Below are 26,713 nucleotides of genomic sequence, written 5' to 3'. Positions count from 1 at the left end.
GAGGGCTCGGCGCGGGAGCGGGGCAGCGGGCGGCGGGCACTGAATCGTTTACGCGCGGGTAGGGCCTTGACAGCGCCGCGAGTGCTAACTCACTGTGTGGTACGTAACTGCCCGGTACATTAGCGCGACCCCCGGGCTGACCCCGCCCCGCTGTGTCTGCACCGCCGCATCACTCCAGGGAGCCCCCCGTGTCTCAGCCCTCCCCGCTCACACCCGTGGCCCAGCCACGCAAAGCCGCCTTGGCCGCCTGGATCGGCAGCGCGCTCGAGTACTACGACTTCTTCATCTACGGCACGGCCGCCGCGCTCGTCTTCAACAAGGTGTTCTTCCCGGACTCCGACCCGGCGACCGGCACGCTGCTCGCGCTCGCGACGTTCGGCGTCGGTTACGCCGCCCGGCCCATCGGCGCGTTCATTCTCGGCCACGTCGGCGACAAGTTCGGCCGCAAGCGCGTGCTGGTCTTCACGCTGATGCTGATGGGCGTCTCGACGTTCCTGGTCGGCTGTCTGCCCACCTACGAGCAGGTCGGCGTCCTCGCCCCGACCCTGCTGGTGCTGCTGCGCCTGGCGCAGGGCTTCTCCGCCGCCGGTGAGCAGGCCAGCGCCAACTCGATGACGCTGGAGCACGCGCCGGAGGACCGCCGCGGCTTCTTCACCAGCTTCACGCTCAACGGCACGCAGATGGGCCAGATCCTCGCCACCGCGGCGTTCCTGCCGGTGGCGGCGCTGCCGGAGTCGGCGCTGCTCAGCTGGGGCTGGCGGATCCCGTTCCTGCTCAGCGTCTTCGTGATGGCGGTCGGGTACCTGATCCGCCGCCGGATGGAGGAGACGCCGGTGTTCGCGCAGGAGGTCGCGAACGACGAGGTCGCGAAGCTGCCGATGGCGGTCCTGTTCCGGGATCACTGGGTCTCGGTGATCCGGGTGATCCTGGTGTCGATGGTCGCCTCGGTGAGCACGATCTTCGGCGTCTTCGCGCTGTCCTTCGGCACCGACACCGCTGGGCTGGAGCGCTCGACGCTGCTCTGGGTCGGCGTGCTGGCGAACGTCGTCGCGTTGGGGGCCATTCCGCTCTGGGCCATGCTGTCGGACCGGATCGGGCGGAAGCCGGTGATGATCGGCGGCACGCTCGCGTCGGCGGCGCTGATGTTCGCGTACCTGTCCGCGATCGGGCACGGCAACTACCTGGTGATCTTCGCGGTCGGCATCCTGCTGTCCGGCGTGATCTACAGCGCGCCCAACTCGACCTGGCCGGCGTTCTACGGCGAGATGTTCACGACGAAGGTCCGACTGTCGGGCATGGCGATCGGCACCCAGATCGGGTTCGCGATCGGCGGGTTCGCGCCGACGATCGGCGCGGCGGTGGCCGGCGATGGGCGCGACGGCTGGTTGCCGGTCGCGATCATGCTCGCGGTGCTCTGCGTCATCTCGGCGGCCGCGGCGGCCACCGCGCGCGAGACCGTGCACGTGCCGACCGCCGAACTGGGTGTCAAGCCCGGAGCGGCCCCCGGCACTCCTCGCGTCCCCGCCACCGCCTGAGCGCTCGACCGTGCGGGGGCCGGGCGGGAGGGCCCGGCCCCCGCGCCCCCACGCCTGCGCCGTCACCCACGCGACCACCGCCGCGGGGTGGCGGCGCAGCCGCAAANAGTCGAGCGCGCCGACGCCGTGACGTTCAGGGGGCCGTCATAAGGAGGCGCGCTCGCCTGTCATCCGTCGCTCTCAGCGGGCCGCCCACGTGTAATGCGTCGGTTGAGGGGGGATATCGCCACCTCCGGGACGGGGAGGAACGTAGGTGGCGATCTTTTCCACAGCAGCTGCATCAACGGTCTCGACCGCGGTGGCGACGCCGCTGCGGGTCTGGATCCGGATCATCGCCACCGAGCTCGCCCTGATCGCGCTCGGTGCCGGTACCTACCTCGCGGTCTCCGCCGGCGCCGCCGACCGGGCCGACGTCGCCGCCGGCAACGCCCGGACCCTGCTCGCCGTCGAAGCCGCGCTCGGGCTCGACGTCGAGCGGTCCCTCGCCACCTGGTGGGCCGCGGACGCCACCCGGGCGCTCGTGGCCAACTTCTACTACGTGGCCGCGCACTTCGCGGTCCCGATCGTCGTCTTCGGTCTGCTAGTCCTGTGCCGTCCGGCCGACTACCGCCGCTTCCGCACGGCGTTCGTGGCCGCGAGCCTGCTCGGCGTCGCGGTGTCCTGGACCTGGCCGACCGCGCCGCCCCGTCTCGTCGAGGGCTTCACCGACGCCCCGGTCATCTCGGGCGCGGAGAACCCCTACGCGGCGTTCCCGAGCATGCACGTCGGCTGGGCGGTCTGGACCGCGCTCGCGGTCGCCGCGCTCACCGCCCGCTGGTGGCTGCGCACGGTGGCCTGGTTGCACGCGCTGCTCACCAGCATGGACGTCCTGGTCACCGGCCACCACTGGGTCCTCGACGTGGTCGGCGGGGTGCTGGCCGCGCTCGCCGGGCTCGCGATCGCCCACGTCTGCCACGGCCCGCGTTCGGCGACCCGCCCCCCGACGGCAGAGGCCCCGACCGCAGCGCCGCCAAGGACGACAGAATCGGCCCCGGTCCCGGCGTCCCGGTGAATCCGTAACGGCGGACAACCGAACCGGACCCCGCCGCCCTCTCCCCGGGTAGGAGCTCTTTCCGACCGACGAAGGGCAACGGGTGACCGACCAACCGGACCAGGCGTACCGCGAGTACGCCGCGGATCGCCTACCGACGCTACGGCGCCTCGCCTACCTGCTGTGCCAGGACTGGCACCGCGCCGACGACCTGGTCCAGGGCGCCCTGGTCAAGATGTACCTGCGGTGGGAACGGGTCGTCGCCGCCACCGACCGGGACGCGTACGTCCGGGCGATGCTCGTCCGCGTCTACCTCAGCGAGCGCCGGACCGGCTGGTCGCGCCGCGTCGTGCTGGTCGACGCCGCCCCGGACGACGCCGCCGTCGCCGATCCCGACCCGGCGTCGGCGATGGCCGTGCGGTCGGCGCTCGCGGACCTCCCCCCGCGGCAGCGCGCCGTTCTCGTGCTGCGCTACTACTCCGACCTCTCGGTCGACCAGACCGCGGACGCTCTGGGGTGCTCCGCCGGAACCGTGAAGAGCCAGACCGCGAAGGCGATGGCCTCGTTACGTCGCGCCCTCCCTGACGAAGCGCCCTCCCCCACCCGCCGAGGAGCCGGACGATGAACGAACTCGACACCCGGGCGCTGCTGGGCCGGATGGCGGCCGAGCCGGCACCGCCGACCCGCACCGACATCGACGGCGCCATCGCCACCGCCCGCCGACAACGGCAGCGGACGCGCTGGGTGGTCGCTGCCGCCGCGGCCACCGTCCTGATCCTCACCGTCGGCCTCGTCACGATCCTGCGGCCGGAGCCTCAGGACCCGGCGCCCACCGCGACGCCGCCGGCCGTCGCACCGACGAAGTTCGACCCGACCCGTACTCGTCTCGACGTCGGCTGGCTCCCGGAGGGCATGCGATACCGCGCGCGCAGCATCACCGCCGACGTGGAATCGCTGCTGGCCGCACCGTCGGCGTCCAGCGCGGGAGTGAACATCCAACTCACCGCCAAGGGCTTCGTGCCGACGGCTGAGTCGGAGAACGTGCCCGGCGTGCCGATCGGCGAGCCCGTGCTCGGTCCGGAGGTCAACGGGGCGCCGTCCCGCTGGTACCCGGGTGACGCACAGGGGGGCGGCTGGCTCCACTGGGAATGGGCACCCGGCGCCCTGGCAGTGGTCGAGGTGTACGGCCGCACCGACGCGCGGGACGTGGCCACGCGGATCGCCCGGTCGGTGCGCGCCGATCGCGAGCGACCCGTCGCGTTGCCGTTCACGATGGCCCGGCCGGACGGAACGACGGTGGTGACGGTCGGGATCGTCGAGAACGGTAGCGGGCCGTACACCACGTGGCTCGAGTTCGCGCGGGCGCGAAGCGACGTCTCGATGCTCTCGGTGATGGTCCTGCCGCGGAGGAGCGTCACGTTCACGCCCGACACGGTTCTCGGCGCGCGTCCGGCCGATGAGCAGCAAACCGGCGTCTGGTATTCGATCCGTGTCGAGCTCGCCGACGACGTACTGCTGGAGGTGAAGGACCGCGCCGCGAGCACCTCCGCGTCGGCGGTCGATCCGGTGCGGGCTCAGGTCCGGGCCGTCGCCGCCGGCGTCCAATTGAGCGGCGACCTCTCCGATCCGTCGACCTGGTCGAAGGAGCCGCTCCGCTGAACCGGTGACTCGCGCCACAGAGCGCCCGCCCTCGCCCTCTCCGCGGGTTAGGAATTCGGGTAGGTCCCATCCTGGGAGACCGAATTCCGACGGCGGAGAGGGCGGCATGGCGACGCTGCGCGATCGGCCCTCGGCACGGCTGATCACCGGAGAGTTCGCCGCGCTGCTCGCCGCTGCGCTGGGGGCGTTCCTCGCGCTCGGCATCACGTTGCCGGTGCTGCCCTACTTCGTCCAGTCGCTGGGCGGCGGTGACCTCGCGATCGGGATCGTCGTCGGCGCCTCGGCGGTCTCCGCGGTCGTCGTCCGGCCGTTCACCGCGCCCGCGATCCAGGACTGGGGATTCCAGCGGCTGGTCCTGCTCGGTGGTGTCGCCGGGGCGATCGCGACGGCCGGGTTCGCGTTCGCCGACTCGTTCGCCGTCCTCCTCGCACTGCGGCTGGTGGGCGGCGCCGCGCTGGCGCTGCTGTTCGTCGCGTGCATCGCGCGGGTCATGGCGACCGCTCCGGTCGAACAGCGGGCGGCGGCCGCCGGTTACTTCTCGATCTCGCCATACCTGGGCCTGGGCCTCGGGCCGGTGATCGGCCAGCCGTGTTACGACGCGTTCGGTTTCGGCCCGACGTTCCTGCTGGCCGGCGCGCTCGCGCTGGTGGGCACGCTGCCGATGCTGCTGGTCGCGAACCACACCTCGCCCGGTGAGCGCGCACCGCGCTTCCACTCGGCGGCGGTCTGGCCGGGCGCGGTGCTCGCGCTCGGGATCATCGGCGTCGTCGCGTTCAACGCCTACATCCCGCTCTACGTCGACGAACTGAACGGCAGCAACCCGGCGTGGATGTTCCTCGCGTACTCGGTGGTGGTGGTCGCCGCCCGGATCCTCGCGGGTGGTCTGCCCGACCGGATCGGGGCGATCCGGGCTGGCACGATCGCGACGATCTGCATCGTCGTCGGGTTGGTGATCATCGCGGCCGCGCCGTCGTCGCTCTGGATCTACGTCGGCATCCTGCCGCTCGGTGCGGGGATCGCGTTCCAGTACCCCGGCCTGATGGCCCTGACCGTGGGCCGGGTCGAGGAGTCCGAGCGGCCGGCCGCGGTGTCCACGTTCACGATGTTCTTCGACGTCGCCACCGGCATCGGTGGGCTGGTCGTCGGGCAGGCTGCGGCGGTCGGCGGTTACCGGACCGCGTTCGCAGCCGCGGCGTTCTGCTCGGTGCTCGGCCTGGTCCTGCTCCGCACGGTCGTCGCCCGCGGCGAGTAGGAGGCGAGTAGCGACGGCCGTCGCCCGCGGCCGGTAGCGTCGGATCCGTGGTGGCTCTCCGACGACGCGCGCCGGAGCGCCCGCTTCCGGTCGACGACGGGCCCGATCGGGGGACGTTGATCGTCGCGCTGGTCGTCGTCGCGCTGGTCGCGGTCGCCGCCCTCGCCGGGATAGCCGCCGGCCACCGGGATCCGGAGCCCGCCGGCGACCTCCGGAACGAGGTGCCGACGATCCCCGCGTTCCGCGCCACCGAGCTCGGAGCGGTCCGCGAGCACGGACGGGTCGCCGCCCGCGACAACGGTCAGAGCACCCGCTACGGCGACCGGTCGGTCTGGGTGTTCGGCGACACCGTGCTCCGCTCCCCCGAGGGCTTCCTGAACAACAGCGGAGCCTCCACCGCCGATCTCCGGGCGGCCAACGGCATCAGCCTTCCCTCCACCGACGTCTTCGGCAGCGACGCGAAGGCAGTCCCGGCCCTGATCAGCCAGACGCCGCCGGAGACCGCGTTCCAGCTGAAGCACGCCGAGTCGACCGGCTGCACCCCCGCCACCGACGTCTACTGCGGCGCCGCGTTCGCCTACTGGCCCGGCCCGGTCATCGCCGATCCCCGGCGCGGCCGCGTGCTCGTGTTCTACGTCAAGCTCTGCCGCTCCGGAGCCGAGGGGACGCCCTGCTCCGGCCCCTACGGCCGGCCGCTCGGCACCGGGATCGCCGCCGTGGACATGCGCACGCACCGGGTCACCCGGCTCACCGCGGCGCGCGTCGAGCCGGTGACCAGCGTGGAGGGCACCGACCCGACGATGTTCTTCCCGCCAGGGGACAGTTACAACACCGCGGCGCTGGTCGTGGGCGGGGAGGCCTGGGTCTACGGCGACTGCGGCGTCGGGTGTCACCTCGCCCGCGTCCCGCTCGACCGGATCACCGACCGCTCCCGCTGGACGTTCTACACGGGACGCGACGACTCCGGTGCGGCACGCTGGTCGTCGGACGCCTCGCGGGCCGCCGACACCGTGATCGCCGGCGCCGCGGGGAACACGGTGTTCTACGTCCCGGCGCTGCGCGGCTGGCTCAACGTCTACCTGCCGTACGGCGACAACGTGCTGCGGGCGCAGGTCGGGGGTTCGCCGTACGGGCCCTGGTCGAAGGAGATCCGGCTGCTGAAAACGCGGGGCAAGGGCATCAACTACGCCGGCTTCGGGCATCCCGAGTTCGCCGAGGAGAACGGTCGCGTCCAGTACCTGACGTACTTCCAGGCTGACACCGGAGCGCAACGCCTGGTGAAGGTGCGTTTCGACTGAACCGGTCGGGCCGTCGGCACCGTTGCACACTGTGCTGACACAGTCCTACGACCCCGGAGACCGATGACCGCGCACGCCGTCTGGTTCACCGCCCCGCGTTCCGTGGAGGTCCGGCCGATCCCCGATCCGGAGCCGCACCCCGGCGACCTCCTGATCCGCACGCTCTACTCGGGCATCAGCGCGGGTACCGAACTGCTCGCCTACCGCGGCGAGCTCAACCCGTCCACCGAACGGGACGAGACGCTCACCGCGCTCGCCGACGGCGGCTTCGACTACCCGTTCCAGTACGGCTACAGCTGCGTCGGCACCGTCGAGCAGGGACCGCAGGCCTTGCTCGGCAAGACGGTCTTCGCCTTCCACCCCCACCAGGACCGGTTCGTCGCCGCCGAGTCCGACGTCGTCGTCCTGCCGGAGAACACCAATCCGCGGATAGCGACCCTGTTCCCGCTGGTCGAGACCGCCCTGCAGCTCAGCCTCGACGCCGGGCCGGGGCTCGAGGACACCGTCGTCGTCACCGGTCTCGGGGCGATCGGGCTACTGACCTCGCTGCTGCTGACTCGAGCGGGTGCCCGCGTCGTGGCCGTCGAGCCGGAGCCGGCCCGCCGGGAACGCGCGGCCGAGCTGGGGATCCGCGCCGTGCCGCCCGGCGACGCCCCCAGCGGCGTTCCGTTGCTGGTGGAGACCTCCGGGGCGCCAGCAGCGCTCGCCGACGGCCTCGCCCTGCTGGCCCACGAGGGCACCGCGCTGGTGGGCTCCTGGTACGGCACCAAGCCGGTGCCGCTACCGCTCGGTGAACACTTCCACCGCCGCCGGCTGACGATCCGCAGCAGCCAGGTCTCGACGATTCCCTACGCCGCCCAAGGACGCTGGACGAACGCCCGCCGCCGGGCCGCCGCCCGCGACCTGCTCGACGTCCTGCCGCTGAAGGCCCTGGCCACCACCGAGTTCGCCCTCGCCGACGCCGCCGAAGCTTACGCCGCCCTGGATCGACGCGATCCGGGAGTACTGCACGCGGCCCTGCGCTACGAACGATAGGAATAAGCAATGTACGAAACAGGCACCGAGCGCGAGGTTCGCGCATTCCATGTCATGCCCGACATGCCCCCACCGGAGGGCGAACGGCACTCGCACGACTACCGGTTATCGCTGGTCGTCTCCCGCGAGCAGCTCGACGAGAAGGGCATGGTCGTCGACCTCGACGTCCTCGTCGGCGCGCTGGAAGACCTGACCAAACGACTGGACAACGCCGACCTGGACGAGATCGTCGGTAAGGAGATCGGCGCCACAGGGTCCGATAGCGCTGGCGTCACCGTCGAGGCGTTCGCACACTGGGTGCACGGAAAGATCGGCGCGGCGATCGGCTCCGCGGGCTCCACGCTCTCGGTGCGCGTCTACGAGAACGCCACCGAGTTCGGCGGCTACTCGGGCGTGCTCGCCTGAGCCCGCTCTCCGTCGCGCTGCTGACGCTCGGCGACCCGGCGACGATGACCGGTGGGTACCTCTACCACCGGCGCGTCGCCGACCGGGCCGCAGCCAACGACGCGCGACTCGACTTCGTCTCGGTTCCGACCTGGCCGTTCCCGCTCCCGGTGGCGGCCGGCCCACGGCTGCTCCGAGAACTCACCGAGAAACGTCCGGACGCGATCCTGCTGGACAGCATCGCCGCCGCGTTCGTCGGCCCGTGGCTGCCCCGCAAGAACTTGCCGCCGCTCGTCGGCATGCTCCACCAGCCGCCCGGTGGCATCGATTACGACGGGCTGCGCCGGTACGCCCAGAAGCTCCTCGACCAGCGCGCCTACCGCTTCGCGTCCCGATTGCTGATCGCCAGCGACGATCTCGCCGAGACGCTGCGCCGCTCCGGGATGCCGGCCGACCTGCTGCGGGTCGTCCCGCCCGGTCGCAACCCGGCCGACGATCCGGTCCCGCCCGACGGCGATCTGCGCCGGGGCCGGAGAGCGGCGGTGCTCTCGGTGGGCAACTGGGTGGAGCGCAAGGGCCTGCTCGACCTGCTGGAGGCGGTGGCGGTGCTGCCGCCGGACGCGGTCACGCTGCACCTGGTCGGTGATCCGGACGTCGATCCGGACTACGCCGCCCGGGTCCGCGTCCGCCTGAAAGAACCCGACCTCGACGGGCGGGTCGTGGTGCACGGCCTGAAGACGCCGGCCGAGGTCGTCGGCTTCTACCGGGCGGCGGACGTGTTCGCGCTGGCCAGCGTGCGCGAGCCGTACGGGACCGTCTACGGCGAGGCGATGGCGGCCGGCCTGCCGGTCGTGGGCTGGAACGCCGGCAACCTTCCCCACCTGGCCCGCGACGGAGTCGAGGGTTTCGCCGTCCCACCCGGTGACCGGGAAGCGCTCGCCGAGGCGTTACGCACCCTCGCCTTCGACGACGCCGCCCGGGAGCGGATGGCCGCCGCCGCGAGTACCCGATCGGAATCCTTTCCGAACTGGGACGACACCGCTCGCGTGCTATTCACTGAGATACGGGCCGTAGTGGAGGAGACGCGGACGTGAGCGAGTTCGAGGCAGTTCTGTTCGACGCCGGGGACACCCTGATCCGCCTGGCCGGAAGCGGGGAGACCCTGCTGCACCGAGCGGCGGCGAATCTGGGCGTCGATCCGCTCGACCCGGGTGAGGTGGCCGACGTCTGGAAGCGTGTCCTCGATCGGAGTAGCACCGCCGAGGAAATGGCGAAGGGGCGCGACCTCTCCACCGATCTCCACCACGACGTGTGGACCGCTCTCTACACGACGGCCGGGTGTGAACAGCTCGCGCCCGGCCTGAGCGAGGAGCTGTACGCGCTGACGGTGGCCGCCGACTCCTGGGAGGCGTTCCCGGACACCGTGCCGACGCTCCGCACGCTCCGCGACCGCGGCGTCCGGATCGGAATCGTCAGCGACACCGGCTTCGACCTGCGGCCCGCGCTGGAGCAGCTCGGCATCATGGCTTATGTGGACGCCGTCGTCATGTCGTTCCAGCACGGCATGTGCAAGCCGGCGGTCCCGGTCTTCCTGGCCGCGTGCGACCAACTCGACATCGACCCGAACCGGACGCTGTTCGTCGGCGACAACCCGCTGACCGACTCCGGCGCGATCGCCGTCGGGATGCACGTCTTCCTGCTGCCCAGGCCCGCCGCGACGGGACCACGCGGACTCGGGCACGTTTTGTCGCTTGTCTGACTGAGTTCGCCAGTAGCGGGGTGAACCTTCCTCTCCGTTCCCCCGTGTTTCCCGGCGCGTGGCACAAGGTCGCGCCTGGCCGGAACGGGTGGATCAGTGACGGTAGATGTTCGAGTCAGCACAGCGAGTCCGCTCTGCGGTCCAGCCATCGGGGTGCTGCTGCAGACCGCGGTGCTCGGTGGTCTGGCCGCGAGTGTCGGGCTCGGCGCCTCCGGGTGGCTGGCCGGCTCGACCTTCGCGCTGTTCACCTGGGCGCTGCTGACCGGGGCGCTCCTCCGGTCGGGCGCGACGTCCCTCGGACCCGCCAACGCGGTGACGCTCGCCAGGGCCACGCTGGTCGGCGGCGTCGCCGCGCTGGTGGCCGACTCCCTCGCCGGCCGCTCCACGCCGGTGGCACTGCTGGTCACGCTCGCCGTGGTGGCGTGGCTGATGGACGGCGTGGACGGTCAGGTGGCGCGCCGCACCGGAACGACCACCCGGCTGGGCGCCCGCTTCGACGGCGAGGTCGACTCGATCCTCGTCCTGGTGCTCAGCGTGTACGTGGCGGGTTCGCTCGGCCCCTGGGTCGTCGCGATCGGCGCCTACCGCTACGCGTTCGTGGTGGCCGGCTGGCTCCTCCCCTGGCTGCGCGGCGACCTGCCGCGGCGGCAGTCGCGGAGCGCCGTCGCCGCGCTGCAGGGAATCGTGCTGATCGTCGCGGCGACCGGCGTCGTTCCGACGCCCGCGCTCACCGCGGTGGTCGGTCTGGCGCTCGCGGTGCTCACCTGGTCGTTCGGGCGGGACATGCGCTACCTGCACCAGCTCGACGCCCGGCAGCGCGCTACCGTGACCGGTGAGGCCGCTGAGGTTCGAACCGTTCCGGCCCCGGAACCGTTCGTCGGGGTAGGCCAGTGAACGGAGACCGGGTGACCCTGACTGACGCACCGCGCTATGCGCCGACCTGGCTGGAGCTGCGCGAGCCCGCCGACGCCGACGCCCGTGCCACCGACCTCCTCGGTCCGTTGCGTCGCTACCTCGCTACCCGGGCGTCCGCCCCGTTCTTGATCCGGGACCTCGGGTGCGGCACCGGCTCGATGCAGCGCTGGCTCGCGCCGCTGCTACCCGGCCCGCAGCGCTGGATCCTGCAGGACCACGACGCCGACCTGCTCGACTACGCGGTGACCCACGCGGCGACCACCGCTGCGGACGGGTCGCCGGTCACCGTGATGACCCGGCACGCCGACCTCACCGAGCTCAAAGCCGGCGATCTGCTCTCCACGTCGCTGGTCACCGCCTCGGCCCTGCTCGACCTGCTCAGCCGGGACGAGATCGAGCGCCTCGCCGCCGCCTGCGTGGAGGCCGCCTGCCCCACGCTGCTCACGCTCTCGGTCACCGGCGGAGTGGACTTCTCCCCCGCCGACCCGCTGGACGCCGTCCTCTCCGACGGTTTCACCGACCACCTGCGATCGCACGTCGAGGGCAGGCAGCTGCTCGGCGTGGACGCCGCCTCGGCCGCCGCGGACGCGTTCACCCGGCGCGGCGCGTCGGTCGAGCAGCGCGCGAGCGTCTGGCAGCTCGGCTCCGACTCGGTCGCCGGCCCCGGCCGCGCCGCGCTGACCGCCGAGTGGCTGCGCGGCTGGGTGCCGGCCGCCGNCCCGCCGCGGCCCGGCGTCCCGACACCGCCGGCTCGGTCGCCGACGACTACCTGACCCGGCGCCTGGACGCCCTGGCCGCGGGCGACCTGCGCGTCACCGTTCACCACAGCGACCTGCTCGCCCTTCCTCCGGGGGCGGCCCGATCCACCGAGGCAACGTCATGAAGCAACGAACCTGGGCGTGGGTCCGGACCTTCGGCGGAGTCGCCATCCTCGGTGTGCTGCTCTGGCGGCTGGGCTCCAGTGCCTTCCTGGACGGTCTGCGCGTGATCAACGTGTGGATGCTGCTCGCGGCGCTCGGCATCGGCTTGCTGGCGACCGTGGCCAGCGCCTGGCGCTGGTGCCTCGCCGCGCGAGGGCTCGGGATCCGCCTGCCGCTGCGCTCCGCGATCGCGGACTACTACCAGGCGCTCTTCCTCAACGCGACGTTGCCGGGCGGCCTGCTCGGCGACGTCCACCGTGCGGTGAGCAACGGGCGGGAGCACGGCGACGTCGGACGCGGGGTCCGCGCCGTGGTGCTGGAGCGGTTCGCCGGCCAGGTGGTGATGTTCGCTGTTGGCGCCATCGTGCTGCTCGCCCACCCCGCGTTGCTGCTCTTCGTCTGGGCGCGGGTGCCGGGTTCGGCGCTGGTCGTGGTGTTCGCGGTGGTGGCAGCGCTCGTCGTCGCCGTCGGACTCCGTCCGGGTCTGCGCCGCAAGGCCGCGGCGATCGGCACCGACGTGCGGCAAGGGCTGCTGGCCCGGCGGAACTGGATCTGGGTCGGGTTCTCATCGGTGATCGTGGTCGCGTCCCACCTGGCGACGTTCCTGCTCGCGGCGCGGGCCGCCGGATCGACCGCGCCGGTCTCCCGGCTGCTGCCGCTGATGGTGCTGGCGCTTCTGGCCATGGTGCTGCCGCTGAGCGTCGGCGGTTGGGGGCCGCGGGAAGGCTTCTGCGCCTGGGCGTTCGGCGCGATGGGACTCGGTGCCGGCGAAGGGCTGACGATCGCGGTCGTCTACGGCTTGTTCGCGCTGGTCGCGGCGCTGCCCGGCGTCGTCGTGCTCGCCGCCCGCCTGCTCGCCCGCCGCCGGACGTCCACCCGCACGACGTCGCCCGCGTCCGGTGAGGCGCCGGCGGCGGTCGGCGCGGCCTCGGCCGAGGTCGAGGGCGACGACCGGCACGCGTCGGATCCGCACCTCGACCCGGTCGCCGCCGGACGGCTCGCGCTCCTCGACGTCGCCGCGCTCGCCGAGCGGGCCCGGCGGGAAGCGGCCCGCGACCTCACCGAGCACCTCGGGGCCCGCGAACCGGCCCGCGCCGCCGCCTGACGGCTGCCGCGCAGACCGGCCGCAGACGGCCGCAGACCCGGCCCGCTACTCGACGAGGAGCGCGTGGGCCAGCGGCCGCCGCTGCTGGGCGAGCACGGGCAGCGCGGCGACGAGTCCGGCGACCGCCACGCCGCCCAGCACGACCAGGGCTATCTGTCCAGGGCCGGGGTAGACCGTGCCACCGACGTCCGCCGTTATCCCGGCCACCATCACGAACCCGAGTGGAAGGCCGATGACGGCGGCGGGCACGGCCAGTAGCCCGTGGCTGGTGGCGGCCGCGGCCAGCAGATGCCGGGAGGAGAACCCCGTCGCCTCCAGCACTCCCAACTCACGGGCCCGCTCCCGCGCGGACATCAGCGCGGCGGCGAGCAGGTTGGCCAGCGCAACGAAGCTCAGCAGCACCTGCAGGACGCGGAACAGGTCGAGTACGCCGGCCGACGCCACCGCACCCGGCGGCATGGCAGGCAGTTCGGCCGGCGGCGTCGCCAGCGTGCCGTCCCTGGTCACCGCGGTATCGACGACCTGCGCCGCGTTGATGCTCGATCCCGCGGTGAGGACGACCACGGTGGTCAGCAGGGCGAGCGCGAGGCTCAGCACGATCAGGACCGCACGGCCGCGCCGGGTGAACGCGTCCTTGACGCCCAGCACGAACCAGGCCGGCAGCGACAGCGTCGCCGCGAGGCCGGACAGCCGGGAACGCCGCGACGCCGTGGCTCCGCGGGCGACGGCGGCGAGACCCACCCGCCCCAGCCGGATCGCCGCGAGCGCGCCGGCGAGCGCCGCGGCCACCACGGCGACGCCGCCGACGATCGCGATCTGCGTCGGCGAGAGGGTCGGTGGCACGGTGCCCAGCCCGGAGGCGGCCGTCCGGGCCAGTAGCGGCGCGACCGCCAGGGCGACGAACGTACCGACCGTGGCTCCGGCCAGCGCGATGATGCCGTGCTCGACCGCGAGCACCAGCGACAGCTGCCTCGGTGTGACGCCGATGATCTGCAGCAGGGCAGCCTGCCGGGATTCGCCGGCCACCCGGGAGCCGAGCAGGATGAACACCAGCAGCACGGCCGCGAGGAGCAGCAGCACGGTGAAGCCGAGCACGATCACCCGCATGATCTCGGCGGCGATCGTGGCCTCGAACTTGTCCGTGTCGGCGGTCCACGCCTTCCGCTCGGGCCATTGGGAGTCGGCCTCGAGAGCGGCGGCCAGCGCGTCCGCACCGTCCGGGTCGTGCAGGCGCAGGCCGATCGTGAACTGGATCGGCACGCCGTCCCGGGCCAGCTCCAGCCCGTCGAACGTCGCCCCGCCGACCCAGGCGACCCCGGGCTTCACCGCGGGGTAGTTCCCCCCTCGGCCCGCGGTGGACGCGGTCCCGACCACGGTCAGCGTGACCGGTTCCCGCCCGCCGACCCGGATCCGGTCGCCCACCCGCACCCCGAGGGTGTCGGCCATCGTCATCTCGAGCACGGCCTCGTCGTCGCGGGCCAGCCAGCGTCCATCCCGGACGGCGGGCCGGTCGACGCTCATCCGCTCGCGCTGTGGCGCGCGGACCAGTTCGATCCCCAGTGCGCGCCCGTCGACCTCGACCGCGGCGAGGTGGCGCGCGGTCACCGCGGTTCCGGCAGCGACCTCGGGCCGCCGGGCGGCGTCGGTCACCGCGTCGGACGAGGTGGCCTCGACCGTGACGTGTGCGCCGTTGGTCTCGGCGAAGAGCTGCTCCCAGGGGCCGCTCGCCGCACTCCGCAGTGCCAGCGCGCTCAGCGCGAGCGCGCAGCCCAGCACGGTGACCAGGAACAGCATGCCGAACTGGAGCCGGCGCGTGCGCAGCCGGGCCAGTGCCAACCGTAAGTACATCTCTTTCACGAGTTGTCCACGACGTCGGAGAGGTGCAGCTTCTGGCCGGTGCCCGCGGTGAGCATCGTCTCGTCGACGACCTGACCGTCCCGCATCGTGACCAGCCGTTGCGCGGCGGTGGCGACCCGGGGGTCGTGAGTGACCAGCACGATCGCCTGGCCGTCCCGGTGGGACTGCCTCAGTAACCCGAGCACCTCGGTGGTCGCGGCGCTGTCCAGATTGCCGGTCGGCTCGTCGGCGAGGAGGAGCTCCGGTTCGTTCATCAACGCCCTGGCCACCGCGACGCGTTGCCGCTGGCCACCGGAGAGCACCCCGGGAGTGGCTCGCGCCTTGTCGGCCACCCCGAGCTCGTCGAGCAGCGTCAGCGCACGCCGCCGCGCCGCGCGGCCGGATCTGCCGCCGAGCATGCCCGGCAGCTGCAGGTTCTCCAGCACGGTGAGGTTGTCGACCAGGTTGTAGCTCTGGAACACGAAGCCGATGCGCCGCCGACGGAGCCGCGCCCAGGCGGAGCGGGACAGGCGCTCCACCCGCTGGCCGCCGAGGGTGATCTGGCCACGGCTGGGTGGCAGCAGCCCGGCCAGCAGGTACAGCAGCGTCGACTTGCCACAGCCGCTGGGCCCCATGACGCTGACGAACTCGCCCTCGCCCACGGCCAGATCGATCCCATCGACGGCACGCACCAGCGACTCGCCGGCGCCGTACGAGCGCTCCAGTCCGGACGTCTGTACCAGCGTGGTCATCGTTTTCCTCCGGTCGGTCCGGGTGACAGCGCTTCTTCGCATCGCTCCAACCACGTCAGGTCGGCCTGCAGGTGCAGCACCGCACCCTCGACCGCCAACCGCGCCGCCAGCCCACGGGCTTGCTCGGCCAGTTCGTTGAGCTGGCGCAACCGGCGCAGGTACGCCCGGCGCTGGCGGTCGATCAGCGTGATCGGATCGGCGAGGCGGAACCGTGCGGCCAGCACGAGCTTGACGAAGAATCGGTCGCGGACACGCGCGACGGGGACCACGTCGTCGACCCACTGCTGCAGCTCCTCGCGGCCCGCGGCGGTCAGCTCGAACACCTTCTTCGCCGGGCGGCTGTCCTGGCTGACCGCCGTCGAGCGCACTAATCCCGCGGCCTCCAGCCGGCCCAGCGTCGAGTAGATCTGGCCGATGTTCACGGCGGGCCACAGCTCACCGAACTCCGTCTCCACGGCCTGTTTCAGCTCGTAACCGTGGGTGGGCTCCTTCGCCAGCAAGCCCAGCAGTTCTTCGCGCACACGACCTCCTGGCGAACGATACATAGCGCGTATGCATACAGTGCATGCATAGCACTTGCTCAGGAGGCGGTCAACGGAACGGTCGGCTCAGTGGGCTACCGGAGTGCGATGGGACGGGATGACCCGCCAGGCCACTACGGCCGCGAACGCCAGCAGGATCGCCGCGATCACCGACGTCGCCTGCATCGCCTCGACGAACGCCTCCCGGGCCGCGTCCATCGGTTCGCTCGACGCGGCGGCCGAGGCCAGCGACTCCCGAGCCGCGTCGCCCGCGTCGGCCGGCAACGCGCGCCGGTACAGCACGGTCTGGACGCTGCCGAGCACCGCGATCCCGAGCGCCACGCCCAGCTCGTACGCGGTTTCGGACACCGCCGACGCCGACCCCGACCGGTCGGCCGGCACCGACGCCAGCACCGCGTCGGTGGTGAGCGTGAACGCGAGCCCGACGCCGAGACCGACCAGCACCAGCGCCAGCGCGAGCCACCGGTACTGCGCGAGCCCTTCCGCGAACGCCAGCCCTCCGAAGCCGACGCTGGCCAGCAGGAGCCCACCGCCGATCACCCGCCCGCGGCCCCACCGGGCGACCAGCCATCCGGCGACCGCGACGACCGCGATCGACGCCACGGTGGCCGGCAGCTCCCGGGCGCCCGCCATCGAGGGGCTGTCCCCGCGGACGAGCTGCAAGTACTGGGAGAAGAAGAACAGCAGGCCGCTGAACGCGAACACGGCCAGCAGACTCGCCCCGACCGCGCCCGCGAACGCCGGACGCGCGAACAGCCGCACGTCGATGAGCGGGGACGCCGCCCGGCGCTGACGCCGCACGAACGCCACTCCGGCGGCGACGCCCAGGGCGGCGGTCAGCAGCGATGCCCCGTCCGCCCCTTCGGCCACCAGGTGCTTGACCGCGTAGACCAGCGCCACGATCGCCGCCACCGACAGTCCGGCGCCGAGCAGGTCGAACGGTCCCGGGCGCGGGTCGCGCGACTCGGGGAGCAGCACCGCACCGAACCCGACCAGCAGCACCATCACCGGGACGTTGATCAGGAAGACCGAGCCCCACCAGAAGTGGTCCAGCAGGACACCGCCGACGAGCGGTCCGAGCGCCGCACCGCCGCCCGCCGCCGCCGACCAGATCGCGATCGCGGTGGTGCGCTGCCGGGCGTCCGCGAAGAGCGTGCGGATGATCGACAGCGTCGAGGGCATGAGGGTGGCACCCGCGACACCGAGCAGGACGCGGGCCGCGATCAGCCACCCCGCAGCGGGCGCGAACGCGGCGAGCAGCGACGCGAGCGCGAAGCCGGTCGCCCCGATCAGCAGCAGCCGCTTCCGGCCGATCCGGTCGGCGAGCGTGCCCATCGTGACCAGCAACCCGGCCAGCGCGAACGAGTACGCGTCGCCGATCCACAACAACGCCGTCGCCGAGGGCGCGAGGTCGGCGGTGAGCGCGGGCACCGCGAGCGAGAGCACCGTGGCGTCGATCGCGAGGACCACCACGGCAAGCGTCACCACCGCCAGCGCGGCCCACTCGCGGCGGCCGGCTAACGGCTCCGACTTCGGTGTCAGCGTCGTTGTCATAGCGCTTAACGTACCGTCCAGACGGTCGGTTAGCCCACCGGTATTCTCAGCGTTCGACGTTTTCCCGATCACAAGGAGCCCGATGGCGGCAGCCGGACCCACCCGCGACGCAGCCCGAACCCGCCGGACGCTGCTGGACGCCGCGGCTCGCGCCGTCCTCGCCCACGGCGCCGCGGTCAGCCTCGAGGTCGTCGCACGGGAGGCCGGCGTCTCCAAGGGCGGGTTGCTGCACCACTTCCCGTCGAAAGACGCGCTCTTCACCGGGCTGGTCGACGATCTGCTCGACCAGTTCGCCGCCGCCGTCGACGCCCACCTGGACCCAGCCGACGACCGGCCAGGGCGCCTGGCTCGCGCGTACGTCCGGGCGATCTTCGCCGACCTGGAGCTCGCCGACAGCGCCGAAAACACCCGCGAGCACGCGACGTTGATGGCCGCGCTGGGCCACTTGCCGCAGGTCTTCGCCCGCGCGCAGGAGGACGGTCGGCGGTGGAAGGCCGCCTTCGCCGCCGACGGCCTGCACCCCCAGCGCAGCACGCTGGTCATCCGGGCCGCGGACGGCACGGCGACGGCGTCGCTCTACGAGGGGCATCTGGAGCCGGGCGAGCTGGCGGAGACCCGCGAGTGGCTACTCGCCTTGACCCGGGAGACGGGGCCGCTCATCCCGTAACAACCGTTTTGCACCTTAACTGCACCCTGACCGCTCCCCCCGCCGGGAAGGGTGGAGAAGGTGGATGTCCTCTGGGCCACGGTCTACCTGCTGGTGCAGCTGGCCGGGGGCCTCGCCGTCCTGGTCGGCGTGCGTCGCCACCGCCCATCGGCTCACGTGGCGTGGGTTCTGCTCGGCGCGGGCCACCTCGCGCTCTTCTGCGGGAACGTCCCGACCTACCTGGCGCCGCTGGTCGGCATGGAGAAACCGCCGTACCCCAGCCCGCTGACGCTGATCTATGTGGCCCAGTACCCCCTGACCGCGCTCGGCCTCCTGCTGCTGGTCCGGCGGCGCACGCCCTCGTGGGACATCGCCGGCCTGATCGACGCCGCGATCGTGACGGTCTCGGCCTCGCTGCTCTCCTGGATCTACCTGATCGATCCGCTCATGTCCGGGGCGGAACTCGGCCTCGCGGAGCGGACCGCGGCCGTCGCGTTCCCGCTCGGTGACCTGCTGTTGCTCGCGCTCGGAGCCCGGCTGATGCTCGGTGCCGGACTCCGTCCGCCCGCCTTGAGAGTGCTCGCCGCTTACCTCGTGCTCTTCACGATGGCCGACACCGGGCTCAGCGTCGCCACGCTGTCCGGACGGCCTGCGCTCGGCTGGGCCTGGGCGGAGGTGCTGGTGACGTGCGCCAGCGTCGCGCTCGGCGTCGCGGGCCTGCATCCGAGCATGCGCCAGGTCGAGGAACGGTCGCCGACCGCGGGCCCGGACGCGGGCCGCCGACGCCTCCTGCTGCTCACGATCGCGTCGCTGCTCGCCCCGGCGACGCTGCTCGTCCAGTACCACCGCGACGCGCCGCTCTACGTGCCGCTGGTCTGCGCGACCTGCGGGGTGCTCTACCTGTTGGTGCTGGCGCGGATGGTAGGGCTGGTGGCCGCCCAGCGCGAGGTCGCGATCACCGACGGGCTGACCGGCCTGCACACCCGCCGCTACTTCGAGCACAGCCTGGCGGTGGAGGCGGAGCGGGCGCTGCGCGGCGCCGGTGTCGCCGTCCTGCTGCTCGACATCGACCACTTCAAGTCCGTCAACGACACCTACGGACACCACGGCGGCGACCGCGTGCTGTGCGAGGTCGCCCGCCGGCTCCAGGCGACGCTGCGCGACGGCGAACTGATCGCCCGCTACGGCGGCGAGGAGTTCGCGGTGCTGGTCCCGAACACCGTGCCGCCGATCGCCCGGGAGGTCGCCGAGCGCGTCCGATCCGCGCTGAGCGACACCCCGATGCCGGTGAGCCCGACGAGGTCCGCGCCGGTGACCGTCTCGATCGGGGTGGCCACGATGCCGGAGGACGCGGACTCCGGCGACGAGCTCGTGCGGCTCGCCGACCGGCTGCTCTACGCGTCCAAGGAGGCCGGCCGGAACCGGGTGACCTCCACCGTGAACCTGCACGCGGCGGCGCCCGGCTCGACGCCGGTGGTCGTCGCGCCTCCGGTTCCGGCGGCGGCCCGGCAGTGACGACGGAGAGGAGCGAGGCGATGGCGACCGATCCGTCCCGAGCCGGAGCTGACCGCCGGACCCCCTTCCGATCGCGGCAGGGCGTCCGCTCCTCGGTGATCGCGACCGGCCCGGCGATGGCCCGCACCGCCGCGGCCTGTTACGTCACCGGCGGTGTGCTCGGCTTCCTCGTCGCGCTGGTCTCGCCGGTCGACGAGATCCGGCACGACACCACGCTCCGGGTGATCGCGGTCGTGTCGCTGGGCGCGGTGATCGCCGGGGTCGGCGTCGGACTGTTCGGCAGCCGGCTCCCGCGCTCCGCGTTCTTCGGGCTCGTCCTGCTCTCGATCGGGCTGATCGGGTTCGAGGTCTGGCTCCAGCGCGGCCACCCCGAGGCGATCGCCATCGCCTCGTTGCTGGTCGCGGTCTCGATGTACGCGTTCTTCTTCTTCGACTGGGCCGCCGGCCTCGTCGCCGAGGCTCTCATCGTGGGCCTGATCGTTGTGGCCAAGCTCGGCTGGGACACGCTGCCCTGGGGCGTCGTCGTCGTGCTGATCGGGCTGAACCTCCTGATCGCCCTCATCACCGGCTCGCTGGTGCGGGCGGCCGCCGAGGCGGACGTCGACGGGCTCACCGGCCTCCCCAACCGGCGCGGGTTCGACCACCTGCTGCAGGAAGCGCTGACCGACGCGGAACGCACCGGCGGCCCGCTCAGTGTCGCGGTCGTCGACCTCGACGGGTTCACCCGGGTCAACGAGCGGCAGGGACGGCCGGAGGGTGACCGCTGGCTGCGGACGTTCGCGCGCGACTGGGTGGTGCAGGCCGGTCCGGGCGCGGTGATGGCCCGGCACGGCTCGGACGACTTCGCGCTCCTCTGCCCCGGCACGACCTGCAGCGAACTCACCGCCCAGTTGGAGGCGTTCCGGGAGACGCAGCCGGAGTTCTCCGCAGGCGTCGCGGCGTGGCAGGTCGGCGACACCCCGTCGCTGCTGGGCAGCCGCGCCGAGATCGCGCTGTACGAAGCCAAGTGCAGCGGCGGAGGCCGCACGTTCAGCAGCGGGGACGCCAGCGGCGAGAGCTGGCTGATGCTGAGCTCTGCGCTGGCCAACGGTGAGTTCACGGTCGCTTACCAGCCGATCGTCCAGAGCGTCACCGGCGCGGTCACCGGCGCGGAGGCGCTGTTGCGCTGGAATCGGCCCGGCAGCGGGCCGGTCTCACCGGTGGAGTTCATTCCGCTCGCGGAGAGCACCGGGTTCATCAGCACACTGGACCACTGGGTACTGGAGACCGCGTGCCGGGAGGCGGCGACCTGGCCACGCAACGTTCCGGCGAAGGTCACGGTGAACGTCTCCGGCCGCGAGCTGCACCAGCCGGACTACTACCAGCAGGTCGTCGACGTGCTGATCCGGACCGGCCTGCCGCCCCAGCGCCTGGTGCTGGAGGTCACCGAGAGCACGATGGAGGCCGACTCGCCGGTCGCACTGGACGCCCTGCGGCGGCTCCGCGCGGACGGTGTCCGGATCGCGATCGACGACTTCGGCACCGGCTACTCGTCGCTGAGCCGGCTCCACCACCTCCCGGCGGACATCCTGAAGATCGACCGGTCGTTCACCGCCTCGATCGGGCCGCACGACGCAGGCGCACCGCTGATCGCGGCGATCACTGGGCTGGCGCACGCCCTCGGACTGACCACCGTCGCCGAGGGCGTCGAGCACCGCTACCAGGCCGACGTCCTGGCGCGCCACGGCTGCGACGAGAATCAGGGCTGGCTGCACGGACGACCGGACGCGCCCGCGCTGATCCACGCCGCGCTGGCCGCACAGGCCCGCCGCTCCGCGGTGACGTTCGAGCAGCACACCGGAGTTCGGTGAGGCGTTCACGGCCCGGCCACCCGTGTCGGATACGTTCAAACGGGCACTGACGTAGTCCGGACGATGCTGATACTGGGAGGACGGGCCATGTCCCCGAAGACGGTCGAGATCGATGCGACGCCCGAGTGGGCCGCGGTCCGGGAGCACGCCGACCGGCTCCGCGACACCCACCTGCGGGACCTGTTCGCCGCCGAGGCCGACCGCGCGGACCGGCTGACCGTCGAGGCCGCGGGGCTGGTCGCCGATTATTCCAAGCACCGCGTCGACGCTGCGGCGCTCGAGTCGCTCTTCGCGCTCGCCCGGGCCGCGGACGTCGAAGGGCACCGGGACGCGATGCTGCGCGGCGAGAAGATCAACACCACTGAGGACCGCGCAGTACTGCACACCGCACTCCGGGCTCCGCGCGACGCCGAGATCACCGTGGACGGACAGAACGTCGTCCCGCAGGTGCACGAGGTCCTCGACCGGATGGCGGGCTTCTCCGACCGGGTCCGCAGAGGCGAGTGGGTCGGCTCCACCGGGCGGCGGATCCGGACGGTCGTCAACATCGGCATCGGCGGCTCCGACCTCGGCCCGCGGATGGCGTACGAGGCGCTCAAGCCGTACTCCCACCCGGAGATCGCCTGCCGGTTCGTCTCCAACGTCGACGGCGACGACCTCGCCGCCAACCTCGTCGGCCTGGACGCCGAGCAGACGCTGTTCATCGTCGCCTCGAAGACGTTCACGACGCTGGAGACGATGACCAACGCCCGCGCGGCCCGCGACTGGCTGGTCGGGCAGCTCGGCGACGAGGCGGACGTCGCCAAGCACTTCGTCGCGGTCTCGACGAACCTCTCCGAGGTCGAGAAGTTCGGCATCGACCCGGCGAACACGTTCGGGTTCTGGGACTGGGTCGGCGGCCGGTACTCGTTCGACTCCGCGATCGGGCTCTCGCTGATGGTCGCGATCGGGCCGGATGGATTCCGCGAGCTGCTGGCCGGCATGCGGGCGGTCGACGAGCACTTCGCGTCGGCCCCGCTGGAGCAGAACCTGCCGGCAATCCTGGCGGTGCTCGGCATCTGGTACCGCGAGTTCTTCGACGCGCAGAGCCACGCGGTGCTGCCGTACGCGCACTACCTGTCCCGCTTCACCGACTACCTGCAGCAGCTGGACATGGAGTCCAACGGCAAGCGGGTTCGCCGGGACGGCAGCCCGGTCGGGTACGAGACCGGGCCGGTGGTCTGGGGGACGCCGGGCACGAACGGTCAGCACGCCTACTACCAGCTGATCCACCAGGGCACGACGCTGATCCCGGTGGACTTCATCGCGTTCCTGCACCCCGCGCACGAGGTCGGCAACCAGCACGACCTGCTGACCGCGAACGTGCTCGCGCAGGCCGAGGCGCTGGCGTTCGGCAAGACCGCCGAGCAGGTGGCCGCCGAGGGCATCGGAGCCGAGCTCGTCCCGCACCGGACGTTCCCCGGCAACCACCCGTCGACGACGCTGGTGGTCGAGAAGCTCACGCCGCGGACGCTCGGCGCGCTGGTGGCGCTCTACGAGCACAAGGTGTTCGTGCAGGGCGCGATCTGGCAGATCAACTCGTTCGACCAGTGGGGCGTCGAGCTGGGTAAGGCGCTGGCGCAGCGGATCGTGCCGGAGCTGGAGTCCGACACCGAGCCGGAGCTGAGCCACGACGCGTCCACGAACGCGCTCATCCGCCGCTACCGCGCGGCCCGCCGCGGCTGACTCCCGCGAGGAGGCGTTGCTCGGAGGCGTCCCTCACAGGGACGATTTCCGTGCAACGCCTCCTCGGGCGGTCAGGGTGGTGGGCGGACCGCTGCGGCGGGGCCGAGTTCGACGCTGGCGGCTACCTTTCGCATCTCGTCGACCGGCATGACGAAACCGTCTTTGGCGCTGACCACCACGACGAATCTCGGGTTGCCGCGGAGAGGTACGGCGAGGCTCGTCCGGCCCTCGTTGCGCAGCACCCACCCGTCGACGGGGACCGGGGGGGCCTTGTGGGTCCGACGGAACTCGAGGCCCTCCTCGCGGGTCCGCGGCCGGTAGAAGAACATGATCTCCGGAGCGTCCGCGGAGTAGACGGTCACGTCGACCTGGGTGTCCGCGGATGCGTTGTGCCCGTTGGGCTGCTCCTGCTGGCTGACCGGCTGGGCGGGCGCGTCGGCGTCGACGAAGCCGGCCATGGTCCGGTGTTCGTCGTTGGCGACCTGACCCCAGACGACGTCGCCGGGCAGCAGCCCGAGACGGATCGCGTCCGCCACCAGCCGCGGACGGTCGACCAGGCTGGTGGCGATGCGCTTCAGGTCCTGCTGGGTGATGCCGAGGTCCACGTCACCGGCCGAGTTCTGCACGATGATTCGGATCCACTGGCCGGCCTTCCGCTCGAAGATCAGCTCGGCGTACGGGCCCTCGGCCTCCGGCGGCTCGTTGCCCCACTTCGGCTCGCCCGCGGGGTGGGCCGGCACCCAGTACAGGGATCCGGACCGGCCGTTCAGGTCGACCTGGGAGAGCGTGCCCGGTCCGTCGCGCTCCTGCGGGCGCGCGGCCATGACCTGCACCTGCAGTGCGGCCAGCCCTTGCTCCCGCCGGGTGTCCAGCGCCCAGGCGTCCGCACCGAGCATCCGGACCGTCGACTTCGGGAAGCCTTCCGGGAGCCAGCCGACGTCGATCGGGCAGGGCGGTGCGGTGGAGCTGCTGCCTGCCGGCGTCGCGACCTGCAGCCGCTGGGGCGCGTCGTCCCTGCCGACCAGCGCGACCGCGGAGGACCCACCGAGCACCACCAGCACGAGCACCGCGGCCACACCGGTGAGCATTCGGCGTCGGCGGAGCTCGCGGCCGCGGCGGTGTACGGCGTCGAGGAGGCCCTGCGGCGACCGTGCGTCCGCGGCGCGGTCGGCGTAGAACGTGCGGAGTGCGGTGTCCAGATCGTTCACGACGGCCTCCCCGTGTGGACGTTGTTCGCCTGGGCGGAGGCACGTAACCGGGCCAGCCCGCGACTCGCGTGGCCGCGGACGGTGACCGGTGAGCAGCCGAGCAGCTCACCGATCGCGGCGTCGTCCAGGTCCTCGTAGAACCGGAGGAACAGCACGGCGTGCTGCCGCCGGGGCAGCGTCGCCAGCAGCGCGCCGAGCGCGTGGCGGTCGGCCAGCACGTCCGCGTGGTCGCCCGCCGCGGGTTCCCGCCCGACGGCGTCCATCGCCGGGACCTCGCTGGACGACCGTCTCCGCCGCCAGGACAGGTAGTGCCGCAGCACCGCCTTGCGGACGTAGGCGCTCGGCTGGTCGATGCGGGGCCAGCGTCGATGCGCCTTGACCAGCCCCTCCTGCACCAGGTCCTCGGCGAGGTGATGGTCGCCGGTCAGGGCGTACGCGAACCTCATCAGCGCGGCGCCGTCGGCGGCCACGTAGGAGTCGAACGACTCCCCGTCGGATTGCATCGGCACGCATCTCCTCCCGTGTCCCCAGTAAGACGCGGGAGGAGACCGATTCTGTGCGTGCCCTACTGGAACAGTTTCGCGGCGGTGATGAGGGTCTGAATGACTCCGTAGCCCAGCAGCACGGTCACCAGCGCCCAGGAGATCACCAGGCGGATCGTCTGCGTTTGCTTGTTCATGTGGTGGCCTCCTTCGTCGCCGGTTCGGTTCGGGCCTCCGCCGTCGGCTCGGGCGGGGCTTCCTCCTCGTGGTACCGCTCGGGCACCGGCCGGATCAGCAGGTTGGCGACGAAGCCGACGGCGAGGACGGCCACCATCGTGAACAGCGCCGGCCGGTACGCCGACGACGTGAGCGAACCCGGCTCGCCCTGGGCGTCCAGGAAGCCGTTGACGATCAGCGGACCGGCGACGCCCGCCGCCGACCACGCGGTGAGCAACCGGCCGTGGATCGCGCCCACCTGGTAGGTGCCGAACAAGTCACGCAGGTACGCGGGCACGGTCGCGAAGCCGCCGCCGTAGAACGAGAGAATGAGGCCGGCGAGCAGCACGAACAGCCAGGTCGCGCTGTCCCCGACCGACGCCAGCAACGCGTACAGAACCATGCCGACGCCCAGGTACATCAGGTAGATGTTGCGGCGCCCGACGACGTCGGAGGTGGACGACCAGACGAAGCGGCCCGCCATGTTGAAGAGCGACAGGACGCCGACGAACCCAGCGGCCGCGGAGACGCCGACCGCGGAGGTGTCCCCGTCCCGGAAGAAGTCCTGGATCATCGGGCTGGCCTGCTCCAGGATGCCGATCCCGGCCGTGACGTTGCAGAACAGCACGATCCACAGCAGCCAGAACGACCGGGTCTTGATCGCGTTCGCGGCCGACACGCTCGCGGTGGTCACCAGCGGCTTCGCGGCGACCGTCGCCGGGTCGAACCCGTGCGGCCGCCAGCCCTCCGGGGGCACCCGGACGTTGAACACCCCGAACATCATGATCGCGAAGTAGCCGATGCCGAGCGTCACGAAGAGCAGCACCAGCGCGCGCCCGTCGGCGATCGACGACGCGACCGACGGGTCGTAGCCGGGGTCGTAGAACGAAAGCAGCTGGCGGGAGAGCGGGCTGGCGATCAGCGCCCCACCGCCGAAGCCCATGATCGCCAGGCCGGTGGCGAGGCCGGGCCGATCCGGGAACCACTTGATCAGCGTCGACACCGGCGAGATGTAGCCGATGCCGAGACCGATCCCGCCGAGGAAGCCGTAACCCAGGTAGAGCAGCCAGAGCTGTTCGGTCGCGATGCCGAGCGCGCCGACCAGGAAGCCGGTGCTCCAGAAACAGGCCGAGACGAACATCGCCTTCCGCGGCCCGTTCGTCTCGACCCAGGTGCCGCCGATCGCGGCGGAGAGGCCGAGCATGACGATCGCGATGCTGAAGATGATGCCGATCGCGGTCTGGCTGACGTCGAAGTGTGCGATCAGCGAGTTCTTGTAGACGCTGGTGGCGTAGGCCTGCCCGATACAGAGGTGGACGGCGAGCGCGGCCGGTGGGATCAGCCAGCGGCTGAACCCCGGGGGCGCCACCGTATGCCGACGGTCGAGTGCGGAGAACAGAGGCAAGGCGCCCTCCTCAGCGAGGGTCAGCGGCTGCGAGTGGCCGATGCTAGGCGGGGTGTGGCGGAAGCAACACCCGTTCGTTTCGCTGGGCGA

25 protein-coding genes are annotated in these 26,713 nt (G+C 72.1%); 17 read left to right on the top strand and 8 right to left on the bottom strand.

Annotated features, from left to right (window positions below; translation table 11 throughout):
• The first annotated feature begins 188 nt into the window (after positions 1–188).
• The 13 genes from ABEB28_RS40325 (at position 189) to ABEB28_RS40265 (ending at position 12,892) form a co-directional block, all read left to right on the top strand.
• Positions 189–1,535, top strand: a complete 1,347-nt coding sequence (locus ABEB28_RS40325) for an MFS transporter (protein ID WP_345733588.1) — start codon at positions 189–191, stop codon at positions 1,533–1,535.
• Positions 1,536–1,788: 253 nt separating this feature from the next.
• The gene (locus tag ABEB28_RS40320; RefSeq protein WP_345733587.1) at positions 1,789–2,586 is read left to right on the top strand and encodes a phosphatase PAP2 family protein; all 798 of its coding nucleotides are present in this window, start codon (positions 1,789–1,791) and stop codon (positions 2,584–2,586) included.
• 82 nt (positions 2,587–2,668) lie between these two features.
• Complete coding sequence (locus tag ABEB28_RS40315; protein ID WP_345733586.1) at positions 2,669–3,190, top strand: SigE family RNA polymerase sigma factor; 522 nt, start codon at positions 2,669–2,671, stop codon at positions 3,188–3,190.
• Positions 3,187–4,224: a hypothetical protein gene (locus ABEB28_RS40310; RefSeq protein WP_345733585.1), complete on the top strand. Its 1,038-nt coding sequence runs from the start codon at positions 3,187–3,189 to the stop codon at positions 4,222–4,224. Before ABEB28_RS40315 ends, ABEB28_RS40310 begins: the two co-directional genes overlap by 4 nt.
• 106 nt (positions 4,225–4,330) lie before the next feature.
• On the top strand, positions 4,331–5,476 hold the full coding sequence (locus ABEB28_RS40305) for an MFS transporter (protein WP_345733584.1): 1,146 nt from the start codon (positions 4,331–4,333) through the stop codon (positions 5,474–5,476).
• Between the two features lie 47 nt (positions 5,477–5,523).
• Positions 5,524–6,774 (top strand): DUF4185 domain-containing protein, encoded by a 1,251-nt coding sequence (locus ABEB28_RS40300; protein WP_345733583.1) that lies wholly within the window; start codon positions 5,524–5,526, stop codon positions 6,772–6,774.
• Between the two features lie 63 nt (positions 6,775–6,837).
• Positions 6,838–7,809 (top strand): zinc-dependent alcohol dehydrogenase, encoded by a 972-nt coding sequence (locus ABEB28_RS40295; RefSeq protein ID WP_345733582.1) that lies wholly within the window; start codon positions 6,838–6,840, stop codon positions 7,807–7,809.
• A gap of 9 nt (positions 7,810–7,818) precedes the next feature.
• The gene (locus tag ABEB28_RS40290; RefSeq protein WP_345733581.1) at positions 7,819–8,214 is read left to right on the top strand and encodes a 6-pyruvoyl trahydropterin synthase family protein; all 396 of its coding nucleotides are present in this window, start codon (positions 7,819–7,821) and stop codon (positions 8,212–8,214) included.
• Positions 8,103–9,287 (top strand): glycosyltransferase, encoded by a 1,185-nt coding sequence (locus ABEB28_RS40285; protein WP_345733594.1) that lies wholly within the window; start codon positions 8,103–8,105, stop codon positions 9,285–9,287. The genes ABEB28_RS40290 and ABEB28_RS40285 overlap by 112 nt, the downstream gene beginning before the upstream one ends.
• Complete coding sequence (locus ABEB28_RS40280; RefSeq protein ID WP_345733580.1) at positions 9,284–9,952, top strand: HAD family hydrolase; 669 nt, start codon at positions 9,284–9,286, stop codon at positions 9,950–9,952. Before ABEB28_RS40285 ends, ABEB28_RS40280 begins: the two co-directional genes overlap by 4 nt.
• Positions 9,953–10,105: 153 nt before the next feature.
• Positions 10,106–10,846, top strand: a complete 741-nt coding sequence (locus ABEB28_RS40275; protein WP_345733579.1) for a CDP-alcohol phosphatidyltransferase family protein — start codon at positions 10,106–10,108, stop codon at positions 10,844–10,846.
• A gap of 179 nt (positions 10,847–11,025) precedes the next feature.
• Positions 11,026–11,640 (top strand): hypothetical protein, encoded by a 615-nt coding sequence (locus tag ABEB28_RS40270; RefSeq protein WP_425559059.1) that lies wholly within the window; start codon positions 11,026–11,028, stop codon positions 11,638–11,640.
• A 106-nt stretch (positions 11,641–11,746) separates the two neighbouring features.
• A complete protein-coding gene (locus tag ABEB28_RS40265; protein WP_345733577.1) occupies positions 11,747–12,892 on the top strand; it encodes a lysylphosphatidylglycerol synthase transmembrane domain-containing protein in 1,146 nt (381 codons plus the stop codon).
• Between the two features lie 45 nt (positions 12,893–12,937).
• Here the strand turns inward: ABEB28_RS40265 and ABEB28_RS40260 are convergent, their stop codons facing one another.
• The 4 genes from ABEB28_RS40260 to ABEB28_RS40245 all read right to left on the bottom strand — a co-directional run bounded on the left by ABEB28_RS40260 (position 12,938) and on the right by ABEB28_RS40245 (position 17,576).
• Complete coding sequence (locus ABEB28_RS40260) at positions 12,938–14,740, bottom strand: FtsX-like permease family protein (protein ID WP_345733593.1); 1,803 nt, start codon at positions 14,738–14,740, stop codon at positions 12,938–12,940.
• Positions 14,741–14,745: 5 nt separating this feature from the next.
• Positions 14,746–15,480: an ABC transporter ATP-binding protein gene (locus ABEB28_RS40255; protein WP_345733576.1), complete on the bottom strand. Its 735-nt coding sequence runs from the start codon at positions 15,478–15,480 to the stop codon at positions 14,746–14,748.
• On the bottom strand, positions 15,477–16,001 hold the full coding sequence (locus ABEB28_RS40250; RefSeq protein ID WP_345733575.1) for a helix-turn-helix transcriptional regulator: 525 nt from the start codon (positions 15,999–16,001) through the stop codon (positions 15,477–15,479). The genes ABEB28_RS40255 and ABEB28_RS40250 overlap by 4 nt, the downstream gene beginning before the upstream one ends.
• A gap of 87 nt (positions 16,002–16,088) precedes the next feature.
• The gene (locus tag ABEB28_RS40245; protein WP_345733574.1) at positions 16,089–17,576 is read right to left on the bottom strand and encodes an MFS transporter; all 1,488 of its coding nucleotides are present in this window, start codon (positions 17,574–17,576) and stop codon (positions 16,089–16,091) included.
• An 82-nt stretch (positions 17,577–17,658) separates the two neighbouring features.
• Here ABEB28_RS40245 and ABEB28_RS40240 point away from each other — a divergent pair, with 82 nt between their 5' ends.
• From ABEB28_RS40240 to pgi, 4 genes are all read left to right on the top strand, one after another.
• Complete coding sequence (locus tag ABEB28_RS40240; RefSeq protein ID WP_345733573.1) at positions 17,659–18,243, top strand: TetR/AcrR family transcriptional regulator; 585 nt, start codon at positions 17,659–17,661, stop codon at positions 18,241–18,243.
• Positions 18,244–18,303: 60 nt separating this feature from the next.
• A complete protein-coding gene (locus ABEB28_RS40235; protein ID WP_345733572.1) occupies positions 18,304–19,737 on the top strand; it encodes a GGDEF domain-containing protein in 1,434 nt (477 codons plus the stop codon).
• 20 nt (positions 19,738–19,757) lie between these two features.
• A complete protein-coding gene (locus ABEB28_RS40230) occupies positions 19,758–21,587 on the top strand; it encodes a putative bifunctional diguanylate cyclase/phosphodiesterase (protein WP_345733571.1) in 1,830 nt (609 codons plus the stop codon).
• 87 nt (positions 21,588–21,674) lie between these two features.
• Positions 21,675–23,312 carry a glucose-6-phosphate isomerase gene (pgi, locus tag ABEB28_RS40225; RefSeq protein ID WP_345733570.1) on the top strand — a complete coding sequence of 546 codons (1,638 nt, stop codon included), beginning with the start codon at positions 21,675–21,677 and terminating at the stop codon, positions 23,310–23,312.
• 71 nt (positions 23,313–23,383) lie between these two features.
• Here pgi and ABEB28_RS40220 read toward each other — a convergent pair whose 3' ends face one another.
• The 4 genes from ABEB28_RS40220 to ABEB28_RS40210 all read right to left on the bottom strand — a co-directional run bounded on the left by ABEB28_RS40220 (position 23,384) and on the right by ABEB28_RS40210 (position 26,617).
• On the bottom strand, positions 23,384–24,520 hold the full coding sequence (locus ABEB28_RS40220; protein ID WP_345733569.1) for a hypothetical protein: 1,137 nt from the start codon (positions 24,518–24,520) through the stop codon (positions 23,384–23,386).
• Positions 24,517–25,023: a SigE family RNA polymerase sigma factor gene (locus ABEB28_RS40215; RefSeq protein WP_345733568.1), complete on the bottom strand. Its 507-nt coding sequence runs from the start codon at positions 25,021–25,023 to the stop codon at positions 24,517–24,519. Before ABEB28_RS40215 ends, ABEB28_RS40220 begins: the two co-directional genes overlap by 4 nt.
• Positions 25,024–25,085: 62 nt before the next feature.
• The gene (locus ABEB28_RS43310; protein WP_425559058.1) at positions 25,086–25,199 is read right to left on the bottom strand and encodes an MFS transporter small subunit; all 114 of its coding nucleotides are present in this window, start codon (positions 25,197–25,199) and stop codon (positions 25,086–25,088) included.
• Positions 25,196–26,617, bottom strand: coding sequence for an OFA family MFS transporter (locus ABEB28_RS40210; protein WP_345733592.1), 1,422 nt, complete (start codon positions 26,615–26,617; stop codon positions 25,196–25,198). The genes ABEB28_RS43310 and ABEB28_RS40210 overlap by 4 nt, the downstream gene beginning before the upstream one ends.
• Between the last annotated feature and the right edge of the window lie 96 nt (positions 26,618–26,713).

Source organism: Cryptosporangium minutisporangium (genome assembly GCF_039536245.1).
In the GTDB taxonomy this organism is placed as follows: Bacteria; Actinomycetota; Actinomycetes; order Mycobacteriales; family Cryptosporangiaceae; genus Cryptosporangium; species Cryptosporangium minutisporangium.
The sequence above is the reverse complement of the archived record's forward strand: the minus strand, read 5'-3'. Positions and strand labels throughout refer to the sequence as shown.